At 53.7% G+C, this 15117-nt stretch carries 15 protein-coding genes; 8 read left to right on the plus strand and 7 right to left on the minus strand.

Going from position 1 to position 15117, the window contains the following annotated elements:
- The coding region (locus tag ABQ298_09255) for a mechanosensitive ion channel family protein (protein ID MEQ9824558.1) at positions 1-716 on the plus strand (716 nt) is incomplete at its 5' end.
- Positions 717-730: 14 nt separating this feature from the next.
- A complete protein-coding gene (dusB, locus tag ABQ298_09260; GenBank protein ID MEQ9824559.1) occupies positions 731-1774 on the plus strand; it encodes a tRNA dihydrouridine synthase DusB in 1044 nt (347 codons plus the stop codon).
- Here the strand turns inward: dusB and ABQ298_09265 are convergent.
- The 3 genes from ABQ298_09265 to ilvB all read right to left on the minus strand — a co-directional run bounded on the left by ABQ298_09265 (position 1771) and on the right by ilvB (position 4333).
- Positions 1771-2172: a hypothetical protein gene (locus ABQ298_09265; GenBank protein MEQ9824560.1), complete on the minus strand. Its 402-nt coding sequence runs from the start codon at positions 2170-2172 to the stop codon at positions 1771-1773. The genes dusB and ABQ298_09265 overlap by 4 nt on opposite strands.
- 125 nt (positions 2173-2297) lie before the next feature.
- Entirely contained in the window at positions 2298-2630 is a 333-nt protein-coding gene (locus ABQ298_09270) for an ACT domain-containing protein (GenBank protein MEQ9824561.1), read from the minus strand.
- The gene (gene ilvB / locus ABQ298_09275; GenBank protein ID MEQ9824562.1) at positions 2627-4333 is read right to left on the minus strand and encodes a biosynthetic-type acetolactate synthase large subunit; all 1707 of its coding nucleotides are present in this window, start codon (positions 4331-4333) and stop codon (positions 2627-2629) included. The genes ABQ298_09270 and ilvB overlap by 4 nt, the downstream gene beginning before the upstream one ends.
- A 360-nt stretch (positions 4334-4693) precedes the next feature.
- Here ilvB and pseI point away from each other — a divergent pair, with 360 nt between their 5' ends.
- Complete coding sequence (gene pseI / locus ABQ298_09280) at positions 4694-5725, plus strand: pseudaminic acid synthase (GenBank protein ID MEQ9824563.1); 1032 nt, start codon at positions 4694-4696, stop codon at positions 5723-5725.
- A gap of 68 nt (positions 5726-5793) precedes the next feature.
- Entirely contained in the window at positions 5794-6240 is a 447-nt protein-coding gene (locus ABQ298_09285; GenBank protein ID MEQ9824564.1) for a YiiD C-terminal domain-containing protein, read from the plus strand.
- 163 nt (positions 6241-6403) lie between these two features.
- Here the strand turns inward: ABQ298_09285 and ABQ298_09290 are convergent, their stop codons facing one another.
- The 3 genes from ABQ298_09290 to ABQ298_09300 all read right to left on the minus strand — a co-directional run bounded on the left by ABQ298_09290 (position 6404) and on the right by ABQ298_09300 (position 10868).
- On the minus strand, positions 6404-9229 hold the full coding sequence (locus ABQ298_09290) for a TonB-dependent receptor (GenBank protein ID MEQ9824565.1): 2826 nt from the start codon (positions 9227-9229) through the stop codon (positions 6404-6406).
- Positions 9230-9410: 181 nt separating this feature from the next.
- Positions 9411-9599, minus strand: a complete 189-nt coding sequence (locus ABQ298_09295) for a DUF4250 domain-containing protein (GenBank protein ID MEQ9824566.1) — start codon at positions 9597-9599, stop codon at positions 9411-9413.
- A gap of 51 nt (positions 9600-9650) precedes the next feature.
- Positions 9651-10868 carry a M20 family metallopeptidase gene (locus ABQ298_09300; protein MEQ9824567.1) on the minus strand — a complete coding sequence of 406 codons (1218 nt, stop codon included), beginning with the start codon at positions 10866-10868 and terminating at the stop codon, positions 9651-9653.
- An 86-nt stretch (positions 10869-10954) separates the two neighbouring features.
- Between ABQ298_09300 and ABQ298_09305 the strand changes: the two genes are divergently transcribed.
- On the plus strand, positions 10955-11785 hold the full coding sequence (locus ABQ298_09305) for a hypothetical protein (GenBank protein MEQ9824568.1): 831 nt from the start codon (positions 10955-10957) through the stop codon (positions 11783-11785).
- A gap of 89 nt (positions 11786-11874) precedes the next feature.
- Complete coding sequence (locus ABQ298_09310) at positions 11875-12333, plus strand: flavodoxin domain-containing protein (GenBank protein MEQ9824569.1); 459 nt, start codon at positions 11875-11877, stop codon at positions 12331-12333.
- A gap of 126 nt (positions 12334-12459) precedes the next feature.
- Here ABQ298_09310 and ABQ298_09315 read toward each other — a convergent pair whose 3' ends face one another.
- Positions 12460-13050 (minus strand): RsmD family RNA methyltransferase, encoded by a 591-nt coding sequence (locus ABQ298_09315; protein ID MEQ9824570.1) that lies wholly within the window; start codon positions 13048-13050, stop codon positions 12460-12462.
- 267 nt (positions 13051-13317) lie between these two features.
- On the opposite strand from ABQ298_09315, the gene ABQ298_09320 reads away from it, so the two are divergent.
- Entirely contained in the window at positions 13318-14772 is a 1455-nt protein-coding gene (locus ABQ298_09320) for a hypothetical protein (protein ID MEQ9824571.1), read from the plus strand.
- Positions 14765-15117 (plus strand): ABC transporter permease (locus tag ABQ298_09325; protein ID MEQ9824572.1); only part of this gene is annotated, 353 nt, incomplete at its 3' end. The genes ABQ298_09320 and ABQ298_09325, both read left to right, overlap by 8 nt.

The raw sequence follows: 15117 nt of genomic DNA on the forward strand, positions 1-15117 counted from the left end.
CATCGAGTGTAGTGAAACGCAATGCAAATGATCATGCGGCACTGCTCATCAAAAAGCTCATCATCTACACGGGTTCTGTCGTTCTGGTTGCCACAATCCTCGTCGAGCTTGGCTTCAACCTTTCGGCGATCCTTGGAGCAGCCGGTATTGTGTCCGTCGCGGTCGGATTTGCCGCTCAAACCAGCCTGTCTAACATCATTAGTGGTGTCTTTCTTTACTGGGAAAAACCTTTTCAGGTCGGGGATGTGATCCGGATCGGGACGACCACAGGTACCGTGATTTCCATCGATCTGCTATCCGTAAAGCTTCGGTCCTTTGAGAACCAGATGATTCGCATTCCCAATGAAACGATCATCAAATCCGAATCCACCACCGTCACACGCTTCCCCATCCGACGCCTCACCCTCCCGATTTCAGTTTCCTATGGAAGCGACGTGCAACAGGTGATGGACGCATTGAAGGAAATCGCCGACCAAAACCCACATTGCCTCGACGAACCGGAACCCCTCATCGTCTTTGACAAATTTGGGGAATCCTCCCTTGATTTCATTTTTGGTCCCTGGGTCGAAAAATCAGAATTTCTCGCACTCAAAAACAGCATCATGAGGGACATCAAGACTCATTTTGATGCCAAAGGAATTGAGATTCCATTTCCTCAGCGTGTGCTGCACATACAATCTCAGGGCAATGATGCCCCTCCCACTACCCGGATTTGATCACGGATTTGCACATGACAACGGAGCTGCTTCCATGGTCTGAAACTGGAGCATTCCCGCTCTACCTCGCACCGATGGCTGGTTACACGGATATCGTCTATCGGCAGCTCTGCAAGGAGGAAGGTGCCGACATCCTGGTCAGCGAGTTTGTCATGAGTGATGCCGTCATTCTGGATCACCCCAAAGTATGGGAAACTCTTGATTTCACCGAAGCACAGCGACCGATGGGAATCCAGATATTCGGATATGATTTCAGCGCAATGGCTCAGGCGGCACAGATCATCGAGGCTCGTTCTGCACCGGATTTCATCGACCTGAACTTTGGCTGCCCATCCGAAAAAGTAACCTGCCAGCAGGCAGGCGCATCACTGTTGAAAGAACCCTCGCGCCTGATTCAGATGGCACAGGCTGTGGTCAAGGCGGTTCCCAACACTCCGGTTACCGCAAAAATCCGCCTCGGATGGGATGCGGCAAACCTGGTGGCTCACGACATCGCAAAGGGCCTTGAACAGGTGGGCGTGCGCGCACTCACCATTCACGGTCGAACGAAGGTGCAGGGATATTCCGGTGAAGCGGACTGGGATCACATTCGCAGTGTTGCGGAATCTGTCGACCTTCCTGTCATCGGCAATGGAAGCATTCAAAATTCCGCACAGGTGTATGCCCTTCAACACCACAGCCGAGTTCGGGGTGTCATGATCGGCCGGGCAGCTCTCGGCTACCCCTGGATCTTCCGGGAAATCAAGGAACACCTTCGCACGGGTGAGCGCCCGCCCCCACCCTCGCTCGAGCTGCGATGGCAAACACTACTGCGATATGCAAACCTGTTGGCAGCTCGCAAGATGCGCCAACATGAAGAAGGATCGATCACCTGGATGCGGTCAAAGCTGCTCAAACTCACCAAAGACATGCCCGGCTGTAAAAAACTCCGCGCAGAGATGAATCACATCCAGAAACTCGAAGACATCGCACCCATTGCAGAGCGACACCTTGAGCGCTACCGTGGACTGGTGCTGGAGCACAAGGACTTCAACCAACACAACGGACCTGCTTCCTAACAATGCGGCTGCATTGCCTGTGTCATCCATTCGAGAGCCTCCTCCAGAGTCTGGAAGACATGCAGGTTGTGGCTGTCGTAGAATGCTTTTTCAATGTATGCAACGCTCTGCCCCATGGGTGTATAGGTCACAAAGGCAATTTCCTTAAGATTCTCGGCCCCTTTTAATACCTTGCGCACCTCTGCCACATCCACCGAATGCGGATTCACACGATTTCCGATGTAACCGTAAGGCGCACCTTTAAAATACTCATCGAACAACTCTCGCAACGTTTTCACCTGCTCAGCGCTGACATGATCATCCGTCCACTCACCCACCACAAAATGCTCATAAAAATGGTAGCTCCCGAAGGAGGTCTTGTGGGTGTGCAGGGGTGATGGAGATCGCTCGGACGTCATAACTTGTAATAGATCGACAATTTCAGCATCAACTGTAGTGCATTCCCTCAACCGATCATGACACCCGGGTAAAAGTGAGGACGGTGCACTTGCTCTGACACCGTCCTCTATCCCAGCCGTTCTGATCAAGCCAGAAAAAATGCTTCCATCCGGCGAAAAGCCTCGTGACCCGGTGGGTGCAAATCCACCTCCATCACATCAACGAGCTTCGCCAGTTGCAGCTGGATCTGCGATAATTTCTCATCATCATGAACCCGCAACCAGATGCGGCTGTGAATCCCATCCCTCGACGGCATGCAAGCGATGCCTTCCAGATTGAAGGCGCGCCGGGCAAAGAGTCCCACAATATGCAACATGACGCCGGGATGATTCATCACTTTCAATTCCAGGGTAACGAGTGGTCTGGAGGAAGTGAAATGCTCCCGATCCTGTGGAGATTGTGTGTTGAGCGCACTCATGCGATTGCCTCCTTTCCCTGTGCCGCCAACGAGGCAGCATCCACCATCTCTCGATTGCTGCCACCCGGTGGAACCATCGGAAACACGTGCGCATCCAGCTCGGTTGGAATATTGATCAGGCACCCACCCCGACGTCGCAATAGCTCTTGGAGCAGCAGCTCCGGTTCCTCAGCCTGTCCCAAATCAAAGGCCTCCACTCCAAAGCCCCTTGCAATCATGACAAAATCAGTAGAAGTCGGAAAGGTCGATGCGATCAGACGTTGTTGATAAAACAGCTGCTGTTGCTGGTAGACCAGGCCCAGTGACTGATTGTTACAAAGCACAACTTTAAGGTTCAAATCCTCTTCGGCAATCAACGCAAGTTCCTGAATATTCATGAGCAGGCTGCCATCACCGGTAAAGCACACCACCGTCGCGTCAGGATGTTCCAGCGCAACACCTATCGCAGCGGGAAGTCCAAAGCCCATGGTTCCCAGTCCGCCCGAAGTCAACCACTGCCGTGCTCGATTGAACGGAAAACACTGTGCTGCCCGCATCTGATGCTGCCCCACATCCGTGGTGATAAAGACGTCAGCTGTAGCACTCAGTGCCTTGGCCGTTTGAACGAAAGGGCCATAGGGTGAACAGGCGCGATCCACATCCTCCCATTCAAGCGGATGCTGCTCTTTCAGGCTTTCCACCCGCTGCAACCACTCAACCCGCTTTCGCTCAGGCAGCAGTGGCAGCAAGGCATCCAGCGCCTGCTTCAAATCCGCAGTTATGGAAATTTCGGGCTGTCTCAGTTTGCCAATCTCCGAGCGATCAATATCGATGTGCACGACCTTTGCATGCGGACAAAATGCCTCGATCTTGCCCGTAGCGCGGTCATCAAAGCGCACGCCCAATGCAATCAGGCAATCACACTCATCCAGAAGAAGGTTCGTATAGCGCGCCGCATGCATGCCCAGCATGCCAATGAAACGAGCGTGGTCGGTAGGCAAAACACCCAAGCCCATCAGACTCGAAGTTGTCGGAAGATGCAGACGATCCACCAGTTCCCCAATCTCCGCATGTGCGCCAGAATGTACTGCACCTCCACCGATGTAGAGGATGGGTTTTTGCGCATGCAAAATACAGTTTGCCGCGCGCTCGAGCAACTCCGGTGCAATGGGGTCTGGCTGGTGCGGTGGCTGGGGTTCTGGCCAGACATCAACCTCAATGATCTCGTTTTGAACATCCTTGGGAACATCAATCCATACTGGACCCGGGCGACCCTCGGCTGCGATGCGGAACGCTTCCGGAATCACCTCCAGCAGCTCGCGAGCCGAGCGCACGAGGTAATTGTGCTTTGTGATCGGAACACTCAAACCATAGGTATCAATTTCCTGGAAGGCGTCCGTACCAATGAGCGCCTGCGGAACCTGCCCGGTAATGCAGATGATCGGAACTGAGTCCAGGCGCGCATCGGCAACCGCAGTCAGGGCATTCGTCGCACCCGGACCTGAGGTCGCAAAAAACACGCCGACCTTTCCAGTCGAGCGCGCCTGCCCCTGCGCGATAAATCCGGCACCTTGCTCATGTCTGGCAAGGATGTGACGAATGGATCGGTTTGCCGCCAATGCATGGTACATTGGCAAGTTTGCTCCACCCGGGATTCCGGCAATGCGTTCAATGCCGTGAATTTCGAGCAGTTTGATGATGATGGCTGCACCACTGATTTTCATGATGTTTCATTACTGAGTTTGTGCCGGTTGAAGGCGGGTGCGGGCCATGATCTCTACCCAAACAAAAACCCGCCGTTCTGTGCCGGCGGGTTTTGGTTTAAGAAAATTTTGCTTCCGAAATTCTACCGCGCAGACACAACGTTGGTCACGACGACCACCACATTGACCACCACGAGGCGAATCACATTGAGCATGTGGAAAGAGTTGCGGTCAGATTGCATTGCTTGGTAAAATAAAATTCTTTCGGAATGGAGCACTGCTCCACGTAGCTGGAAACCCTTCTGACACAAGAAACGACTCCAACGCAAGTCCCGAATTGATTATTTCACGATTTTTCAACCCGATACTGACATCAGCAGCATGATCATCGCAGAACTCTCGGCCAATCACGCCCAAGACGAACGTCGGGCACATCAATGGATTGACGCGGCAGCCGAGGCAGGTGCAGACGCCATCAAGGTGCAGACCTACACCCCCGACACACTGACGTTTTGCTCAAACCAGCCACCTTTCGTCATCGAAGATCAGGCGCTGTGGAGCGGGCGAAGCTTATGGGATCTCTACGAAGAAGCGCATACACCCTGGCAATGGCAACCCGAACTCAAAGCGCACGCCGAAGAACGCGGACTGCAGTTCATCGCTTCAGTCTTTGATTTCAGCTCGATTGAATTCTGGCAAAAGCACCAGCTTCAAATCTACAAAATCGCATCAGCCGAACTGATCGATCTTCCCCTGCTCAAAGCAGTCGCGGCCACTCATCAGCCGATCATCCTGTCGACGGGAATGGCTAGCCTTGATGAAATTGACGAGGCTGTCGCAACGCTGCAGCGCGCAAATTCATCCATCGATCTCACTTTGCTCAAATGCTCGAGCGCGTATCCGGCTCCGGTGGAGTCCATGAATCTCGCTGGCATTCAAACCCTTCGCAGTCGATACGACCTGACCGTTGGATTATCAGACCACTCGATGGAACATGCCATCGCGGTTGCTGCCGTCGGCCTGGGAGCGACGGTCTTTGAAAAACACTTGAAACTGCCGGACGGTCCACCCTCCCCGGACGATGCGTTTTCCCTCACCCCCGAGGAATTCCGCGAATGGACCTGCCTCATACGCACCGCACTCAAAGCTCTCGGCTCAGGCGAACTCAAACCCAGCGAATCCGAACGCTCCACCCTGCCGTTTCGACGCTCCCTTTTTGTGGTGCAGGACATGCAACCCGGTGAAGCATTCACCCCACAAAACCTGCGCTCAATCCGTCCGGCAAACGGCATGCACCCGCGCCACTACGAAACTGTGCTAGGCAAGGTGGCTGCCTGTGCGATTCGTGCGGGGACTCCACTGAGCGCTGAGCTGATTGAATCGGCATCCACACATTCAGAGCTTACACGCTGACGGCCATACGGAAGTTGACTTCAATTCGCAGAACTTGACGTGATCGACCACACGCATTGAGTTCCGGGATGGAATCCGATCTCCAGCGCTATTTACATGAGCATATTCCGCTCTCCCGAATGATGGAAGTGACCGTCGTGAAAGCCAATCCCACCGGCGTTCAGCTCTCCGCTCCCATCGCACCCAACATCAATCACCGGGATTCGGTCTTTGGTGGCAGCCTGTCAGCCTTGGCCATCCTAAGTGCATGGAGCTACCTTCACATGCGCCTGACGCAGGAATCCATAGCCTGTCGTCTGGTGATCCAGCACAACTCCATGCACTACAACGAACCGGGGCTGGGCACCTTTGAAGCTACGGTGGATGCGATTGCCGATGGACAGTGGCTGCGCTTTAGCCGCACACTTCATCGCATGGGAAAAGCCCGCATCACCCTGCATGCTGCACTCACCGGGCATGGAAGGCACCTCGGTTCATTTGAAGGACAGTTTGTTGCCATCCGCCAGCAGTCATAAGCGGATTCAGAATCGTTTCTACACGATCTCGTAGAAAATTCTGTCACCTTGGAACACTGTTGTGGCACCTATGTTTTGAAAACACGCGTAAATACGCAAACAGGCAGTCCAGCGAACCGGACTGCCTGTTGTTATCGGGAAGTGAATCTTCCGACTAGACCAATCAGAAGGAATAGCGCGCTCCAACCGCAAAGGTGCGGCTGTAAAGCGAGTTTCCAAAATTGTGAGTCTTCTCATACTCGTAATAGCTCTGGTAGAGCTCTTCCGTGATGTTTGTGGCATCAAAGGTCAGCACGAAGTTGTCGGACACGTTGTAGGTAAACTGAAAGTCCATGCTGCTTTCCGGACGGCGGTAAACCCCCAGCGGATTGGCAAACAAGGCCGCTTCATAGTTGTTCAGGAACGCATCGCGCCAGACATAGGACAAACGTGCCGAGAAGCTGGACTTCTCATAGGCAAGCACCACAGAGTAGGACGAATCCGATACCGCAAAGAAGGGTGTCGTATCTTCGCCAACCACTTCGCCTGCATCATTGGTGATGGGGATATTCTGTTCGGAATCAAGAATCGTATAGCTGGCCTGAATTCCCAATCCATCCAACAGATCCGGAAGTCCCTGCGGGAAATAGACCACCCCAATTTCGACGCCCTTGAGTTCACCATCCGAAGCATTGTCTGGCCGGGAAATGATGTAGTCGTAGCCCTCGTAGTTCACACGACTGCGGAATCCGACAACCAGGCCTTCGATATCGCGTTGGAAGAGTGTTCCATACACCGCCCCCTCATCAGCAAAGTAGTATTCCAGTGCCAAATCGTAGTTTGTCGATTCCGTTGGATCCAAGTTGGGATTTCCACCAGTGGCGGTTCCGTAGCCAATATTGGTCACGTCTTCCACATAGGTGATTGCCGCATTCAGATCGACGAAGTTCGGACGACGAATGGTCTGGCTGTAGCTGAAACGTGCGCGAAGGTTTTCGGTGAGATCATAGCGCAGCATCAGACTCGGGAGCAACTTGGACTTGCTGGTATTCTCCGAGCTGGTTTCCAGGGTCTGAATGTCGGTGAAGTTCATGTCCGTGTCATACTGCACAAAACGGAAACCCACCTGCCCATCGAGTTTTTTGCCACCCAGTTCTGTGACAAAATCGCTCTGGATGTAGGCTGCGTAGTTCTTCTCGTTGATGTTGAAGTTTTCCGTCAGGGAAACGTCGCTTCCTGTGGCGAGACCTGCGCCGATCGCGTTGTTGTAGATGTTGCGAACCGCATCCTTGTTTGCAGCGATGTAGTGCCCATCTACGACCACCCACTCACGCGGGACATCCGCTTTTCCGTCGAAAAATCCGGTGCTCAGGTGCTGCCACTCCGGGAAATTGCTCAGGGGTTGCCCAAGAATTCCGGTATCAGCGGTGCGCTGTGCCTCCGAAGCATCGCGATTGTCAAAACGCACACCAAAACTCACCTTCTCGATGAAATCAATATCGGGGGTCCATTCGCCGTCGAACTTGAAGTTGATCGCATCGCCCTTGAGTCGGTTACCGTTGTCATAGAGCTGCGCAACCGTCCACTGCGAGGGATCGGTAGTCGGGTTGTTTCCGCCAAAACTGAAGGCTGGCAGACCATCATCCGCATTAAAATCCACCGAAATCGAATCATAGACACGCTCCGTGCGCATCGCAAAGAAGTCACTGGTGAACTCACTGGTCTGGTAGGCAAGGTCCGCCATCAATTTGACGTTACTGCCGACATCCCACTTACCACTGATCGCGTACAGGTAGCTGTCCGTTTTTTCCTTGCTCTGATCCCCGCTCATGAAGCCATAGGGAAACCCGACAAACGGCCGTTCTTTCACGATGTTCGTGCCCGGAAAGAGCACCACGCTCGGGTTGTCACCCAAAGCACCCCACCAGTCGGCGAAGGAGAACAACAGGGAATTGAACGACTCGTTGCGGTAGCCGTTGTAGAACGCCTCAAACGTATACTCCGAGCGACCATCCTTCGGGGCAAACTGCAGCGACAGGTTGGCAGCAGGACGCTTGCGCTCACCCGTGAAATCATTTTGAAAAATCGCATCGCGAGACAACACGTAGGGAGTCGGAACTCCATTGATGTTCAGCGTCGCGCCTTCATGAAATGGCAGACCGGCTTCCAGTCCAGCTTCCCAGATTGGATTTTCCGCAACACGCCCATCTGTCAGAAAGATGCGCTCGTAGGGAACCCAACCCGGAGCGGGCTGATTCGTCATGAAGGGAACCATCGCACCCGGAGTCACATTCTGGTCGCGGTAGTTGGTTGTCGCATAGGAGATGTTGAAGAGCGCACCAAACTTGCCTGCATCCGTCTCCCAGGTATTCGAAATCAGTGCACTGAGGTTCGGATCCCACTCCTCCGCCTGCTCCTGATAGATGTACCGCGCCGCCAGGACAGATTTGAATCCGTCAAAGTAGAAGGGACGCTGCGTCTGAATATTGATGACACCCGCGATGCCCGACTCGATGAGTGAGGAAGAGCGCGTCTTGTAAATATCCACACGGTTAAGCAGTGAAGCCGGAATATCGGCCAATGCAACCGAACGTCCGGATGCCGTAAAGATGTCACGTCCGTTGATTGTGGTCGTGACGTCTGTCATCCCGCGAATGGTCACAGTCGACACTTCACCGGCTCCGCGGTTGGTCGTCTGCACACCTGTCACGCGCTGCAGGGCTTCCACCACATTGTTGTCGGGGAATTTTCCGATGTCTTCGGCGATGATGACATCCACCATCTGGTATTCTTCGCGTTTGATTTCAACGCCTTCGATCAAACTGTCACGAATGCCGTACACGACAAATTCCTGTAGATCATAGGTATCCTCATTGTTGATTTCCTGAGCCTGAAGTCCAACAACAGAGAACGCCGTCATCAGCAAGGAGAACGAAAAACCAAGGGTTTTCCTTCCCAGCGAAGCAATACCGCCATTCGGGTAGTCTAGCTTGGATATATTTTGGGTCATAGTAGTTTATTTGGGTTCACGATCTTTCGTGGGGATGAGGGAACCGATCAGCAGCATGGACTGCCCTCGTCATCCAACCCTACATGCGCAACTCACCGCCAACATCCGCCAAAAAAAAATTGGGCGACATACAGCCCGCTGCAAACGACAACATGCGTGCGCACGTTCCGATCAAATCGTATCAGCGAAACTGATTGATCTCAGGCTCATACCGATACCCGCCCTTTGCCATGTGTTGCTCCAGTTCGCTGCGCTCGATCCCGTGGTATGCACACAGCTCTTCCAAATCCTCCCGATGATTGCGTAGCTCCGTGTTCACAATCCCATACAGCAGTTCGGGGTCCCATTGCAGAAATCGAGTCCAATCCATGCTCGAAGCCAATGCAGTTGCGCGAATGCGTTCAAGCAGAAAGCTAGGTATTCACGCTGTCACAGCCGCCAGTCCACCCGATTGGAAGCGCAGGGCAACACCCGCCTGGATTCGCAATCCGGTCTCCATCGCACGATCATTAAAATCATAGGTGGATGTGTGGAGCTGTGGCCACGAGGAAGCTCCCGGCTCCCGGACCCCAAGCAGCCAGAAGCAGGCAGGAATCTGTTCCGCAAAAAACGCAAAATCCTCTCCCCCCATAGTGGGTGGAACCGGGACCCATGCGTCGCTTCCCACGACCTCACTTGCAACAGCAGCTACCAGACGCGTCGCTGCCACATGGTTCTTCAACACAGGATATCCGCTCTCGGCTTGCATCACAACTGCACGCGCTCCATGCGCACTGGCAATCCCCGACGCCATCGCCTGCATGCGCTGAAGCAGTTGATCACGGTGTGCAGGATCCAGGCAGCGAAGGGTGCCGCGCAGCACCACTTCTTCGGGGATGATATTGTAGGCACTGCCAGCATGTATCTGACAGATTGAAAGCACTGCGGAATCAAGCGGATCCGTCTCCCTCGACACCAGGGTCTGAAGCGCTGTGATCAATAACGCCGCAACCGGAACCGGGTCCACCGTTCGGTGAGGAAACGCTGCATGCCCCGCCCTGCCCTGAATGCAAATATCAAACGAATGCGTGCTCGCAAACGCAGCACCTTCCACCGCACCCGCCTGCCCCACTTCCAGCGTGGGCCAACCGTGCAGTCCAAAAATTGCCTCAACCGGAGGCTCCCTCAACACGCCTGCCTCGAGCATTTTGAGTCCACCAGCACCCCCTTCCTCAGCGGGCTGAAAGAGAAACTTCACCGGACCCGACAGGCGATCCGGACAGCGCGCCAGGACGCGAATGAGTCCTGCCATCAAGGCGCTGTGTCCGTCGTGCCCACAGGCGTGCATGCGACCCGGATGGGTCGATGCATAAGCAAGTCCACTTGCTTCGCTAATGGGCAACGCATCCATGTCGGCACGGAATGCTACACAAGGTCCCGACTTGTCGCCTCCCAACAGGGCAACCATGCCCGTACCCGCAACTCCGGTCTGCAACTCAAGTCCGGGTACATCCTCCAAAAATGACTGGATGAGCGCAGCAGTTGCGTGCTCCTCATAACCCAGTTCCGGGATCTGGTGAAGACGCCTGCGCAGATCGACCACGCCGTCGAGCTCATCCCGAACAGCCTGGGTCAAAAAATCATCGTTCAGTTCTTTCATTTTCCCGGATTTGCGAGCATAGTTTCTCTGTACCTTTCCTAGCATAGTCATGGCAATGGCTCAGACAATCCAATAACCCTCTCCCCATGAAGTTCATCAAAGTGCTCTTTCTGCTGCTGATCATACTGATCGCCGCCCTGATTGTCCTTTATTTTTTCGCAGGCAGCCTGTTCAAAGGTTCGCTCACCCGCACCAGTCCCGCATTGCTCGGAGTTCCGGTATCGCTTGAAGGGACCACTGTCGATCCACTGCGGGGCAAGGTGGAAATCCAGGATCTGCAAATCCACAATCCGCCATCCTTCGATAGTGAATATGCATTTCGACTTGGCACGTTCAGCCTGCAAATGGACCCGCTCTCGGTGTTCGGGGATACACTTCACATCCGCGACTTTCAAATCACTGACGCGAGTATTCTCAGCGATGGACTGCGCGCCGATAACCACCGGGCCATCCTGAAACACCTTCAGTCCAAAATACCTGCTTCCAAAGCCCCTGAATCAACTGAAAAAGAACCCACATCCCCCCGTGATGGGAAGAAGGTGATCATCGACCATTTCGCATTTCAGGACAGCGAGCTGATCGTTATGCTCGACGGTGAAGTTATCACGCGCGTCGACTTTCCCGCCGTAACGCTCGAACAAATCGGTTCAAAAGGCAATGCCTTGACCCTTGCAGAAGCGCTCACTCAAATTTATTCCGCCATCGCCAGTGAAACAACCCGGGTCCTCACCATCAATGAAGAGGTGATTGAAAATATCGGTCGCGCCAAACTCAAGTCCCTCGGCATTGATGATGTCAAGGATCTCAAAAACCCCAAACGCATCCTGGAGGATCCCGAAAAACTGGAAAACCTGCTCGAAGCCTTAACCGCTCCTGATTCAGCTTCCGATCGTTCCGGATCGACTTCTGGCAAATAGTGATTTACATCTTCGCCACAGTTCACTAAAAGATTTCCTAATACTGATTCGCAAAATCAGAGCGGTATTTAATTCTAACCACAAACAAAATGGCAGAAACATTCAGCAAACTTACCATCCTTTACGCCACAGAGACAGGGAATTCCCAGGATCTGGCAGAACGCACGGCCGAGCGCGCCGAAGGTGCCGGATTTGAGGTCGAAGTGCTCAACGCAGCCGAATACGATGTGAACGATCTCAGTTCGGTCGAAGCACTGATCTTCTTCGGCTCCACTTGGGGTGAGGGTGAGCCACCGGAGTCCGCATGGGATTTTCACGATAACCTGATCGAAGGCGACGCCATCGACTGCAGCAACCTGAAGTTCGCCGTTGTGGGTCTGGGCGACAAGGAATACGAGCAATTCTGCGAATTCGGCAAACGTGTCGATGCTGCACTTGCGAAAAACGGTGGCACCCGGTTCATGGATCGGCTCGACCTCGATGCCGAGTATGAAGACGACTATGAAGCCTGGGCAGACAAGCTGTTTGAAACCATTCAATCAGCCTGATTTTTCCACTTTCGGAATTCGCAAAACCTGTGCTGTGATACGCGGCACAGGTTTTTTTGACCCCGCTCATCTGTCCAGAAAAGGGCAAGACACAGCACCCGTCAGCACCAGTGATCAGCGATTCGATCAGCGATTCGGCAACCAACTTAACAACATTGCCCGGGTGTCCTCCCGTCCTCTCCCAAACTGTTTGCGCACCGCATAGCCTTTGGGGAAGTTCTCCAGCAAAACTGGCGATTCCAGCAGTATCCAGGCTCCCTTTTGCGGATGAAAACAGGAGGTCAATTGCTCAAGCACCCCAAAATAGCGGGCCTCTACCTCGCGGTAAGGTGGATCCACAAATACCAAATCCACTTGCAACCCCGGTGCTCCACCCCTCGCCAACCACTGAAAAACGTCAGCTCCGGTTATCTTGAAATTTCCCTCCAACTCTTCTTCCCTGCCCGCACTGTGCAACACCGCCTGTAGGTTTTGTTCGATAGCCTTCAGGGCAGCGCGATGCTGTTCGACAAATACCCCAGCACTCGCCCCGCGACTGATGGCCTCCAATCCGTAGGTCCCCGCTCCGGCAAAGAGATCGAGAAAAACCGCGCCCTGCACATCGTCCCCGATGGAAGAGAATACCGCCTCTCGCATGCGGTCGGTTGCGGGACGCACCCAATCGCCTTTCGGGCAATCCAGTGCAATACTGCGGGCGCTTCCTCCGGTGATACGCATAATGGGCGCATCATTTAATGATTCCCGCCAAACTTCAATCATTGACTTCCCTTCCCGCTTGCAGACTCTTGAAGGCGTGGTGGATTTCACTTCCATTCTGCAACATCAACACCAAACCACATCCTTCCTTTCTACGGTGCAGCGCTGCATGGCTTCGCTTCGCCGTTCGCACTTCCTGTGACTCTCCAAATATCAGCGTTTCGTTTCACTGCAATGGTAGTGGCGTTTATCCTGCACTCGAGCGGGAGTATCAGCGCATCCATGGACATGCAGCACTACCATTGGCCGCTTTCGGTTCAATGGCAGGAAGCGCATGGCGATGCTTCACTTGAACGCTTTGCCGGTCCGCTCTATGAGCAGCGGGATCTGGAATCAGAATCCTGGTTCGCAGTGCGTCCCTTGCTACTCAAACAGGACTTTCCGGATCGCCCGACTGACGAATCCGCACTTTCCATTCTCTACCCCCTCTTCAGCTATCGCAGCTATCCCGGGCACAAACAATGGAGTGTGTTTTCGCTCATCCGCTGGAGTCGGATCGACACTCAAACCCATCACCTCGAATTCGATTCCGATCTCACACGCCACTACCGCAAATCATTTGAAGTATTTCCATTCTACTTCGACTACGATTCCTGGAACCCCGACTACGCCTACTTCGGGATTTTTCCCCTCTTCGGAGAACTCAAAAACCGTCTCTTTTATGAGCGAATTTCCTGGCTGGCCTTTCCCCTCTATTCAAAGTGGGAGCGCAAGGACGAGGCGACCTATGCATTTCTTTGGCCATTGTTCCGCTATCGCACCGGTGAGCAGTCCAGCGGATTTTCCATCTGGCCCATTTATGGTCAATTTGAACGCGAATCGGATTACCGCCAGCGCTTTGCGCTCTGGCCGCTGCTTTACTATCACCAGAAGAAGCTCTACCTGGACACTCCCGACACACACATCGGCATTCTTCCCCTCTATGCCAGAGAGAGCCGGGAAGGCTACCTGAGAGAAGACTTCCTCTGGCCCTTTTTCGGCTACACCCTGAACACGGCTGACAACTACGAAGAAGCGCGATTCCTCTGGCCGCTATTCATTCAGGGTCGTGGAAATGATCGCTACCTGAATCAAATCGCCCCGCTCTACTCCATCTCCAGGCGCAACGGTGTGGAATCCAAATGGTGGCTCTGGCCATTGTTCAATACCCGGAGCTACCAGCGCGAGGGAATCGATTTTCAGAAATTCCGCATCTTCTATTTTCTCTACCAGGATGTGGAACAGCGCAAGGTTTCCGACCCTGAACAATCGCTCGGACTGAAGCGCCACCTGTGGCCCCTCTTTAGCTATCGCAAAAACGCGGATGGCAGCCGTCAGTTTCAGATGCTCAGTCCACTGGAGCCGATCCTGCCAAACAGTTCCGAAATCCGGCGTCTCTATTCCCCACTCTTTGCCCTCATTCGCTACCAGGCACAGGGCGATGACCAGAAGGATCTGGAATTGCTCTTCTCTCTCATTCACTTTGAGCAGCGAGGCAACCGGGAGCGTTTGGAAGTGGGACCATTGTTTGGATACGAACACTCCGATGTGCTGGAACGCTTTGAAATCCTGAAAGGCCTGCTCGGATACCGCAATGAAGACGGACAACGCGTCTTGCGATTCTTTTGGTTCAATATCAAACTGGGAGCTTCGTCAGAAACCCCTGCTGATGCTTCCAGTCCGAAATCCGGAAATCATGACTAGTTCCACAAGCTCAAAGATCCCGAAAGCACTGCTCGACAACGGAATCGCCAATTTTTTCGATGATGTTGGCAACAACTTCATCCTGCTCATTCGCACGACTCGCTATGCACCGCTGGTTCTCACTCAGACCCGGCGCATTGTGGAACAGTGTTACCTGATGGGGATCAATACCATCCCCATCGTCGCCGTCTTGAGTTTTTTCATCGGTGCCGTGCTCGCACTGCAAACCGGGTTCGTACTCTCGCAACTGGGAGCGGTAGAGTTCATCGGCAGCATCGTGGGACTGTCCGTCGTACGCGAACTCTACCGCTCCCAGTTGCGTGAGTACGAACCCGGTTTGCAGTG

The organism is Puniceicoccaceae bacterium (genome assembly GCA_040224245.1).
GTDB lineage: Bacteria > Verrucomicrobiota > Verrucomicrobiia > Opitutales > JAFGAQ01 > JAKSBQ01.

Coding starts and splice junctions, on each gene's coding strand:
- ABQ298_09310 (MEQ9824569.1), top strand. CDS start 11,875: ATGGCAGAAACATTCAGCAAACTTACCATCCTTTACGCCACAGAGACA.
- pseI (MEQ9824563.1), top strand. CDS start 4,694: ATGATCATCGCAGAACTCTCGGCCAATCACGCCCAAGACGAACGTCGG.
- ABQ298_09265 (MEQ9824560.1), bottom strand. CDS start 2,172: ATGACGTCCGAGCGATCTCCATCACCCCTGCACACCCACAAGACCTCC.
- ilvB (MEQ9824562.1), bottom strand. CDS start 4,333: ATGAAAATCAGTGGTGCAGCCATCATCATCAAACTGCTCGAAATTCAC.
- dusB (MEQ9824559.1), top strand. CDS start 731: ATGACAACGGAGCTGCTTCCATGGTCTGAAACTGGAGCATTCCCGCTC.
- ABQ298_09285 (MEQ9824564.1), top strand. CDS start 5,794: ATGGAATCCGATCTCCAGCGCTATTTACATGAGCATATTCCGCTCTCC.
- ABQ298_09305 (MEQ9824568.1), top strand. CDS start 10,955: ATGAAGTTCATCAAAGTGCTCTTTCTGCTGCTGATCATACTGATCGCC.
- ABQ298_09270 (MEQ9824561.1), bottom strand. CDS start 2,630: ATGAGTGCGCTCAACACACAATCTCCACAGGATCGGGAGCATTTCACT.
- ABQ298_09290 (MEQ9824565.1), bottom strand. CDS start 9,229: ATGACCCAAAATATATCCAAGCTAGACTACCCGAATGGCGGTATTGCT.
- ABQ298_09300 (MEQ9824567.1), bottom strand. CDS start 10,868: ATGAAAGAACTGAACGATGATTTTTTGACCCAGGCTGTTCGGGATGAG.
- ABQ298_09295 (MEQ9824566.1), bottom strand. CDS start 9,599: ATGGATTGGACTCGATTTCTGCAATGGGACCCCGAACTGCTGTATGGG.
- ABQ298_09320 (MEQ9824571.1), top strand. CDS start 13,318: ATGCAGCACTACCATTGGCCGCTTTCGGTTCAATGGCAGGAAGCGCAT.
- ABQ298_09315 (MEQ9824570.1), bottom strand. CDS start 13,050: ATGCGTATCACCGGAGGAAGCGCCCGCAGTATTGCACTGGATTGCCCG.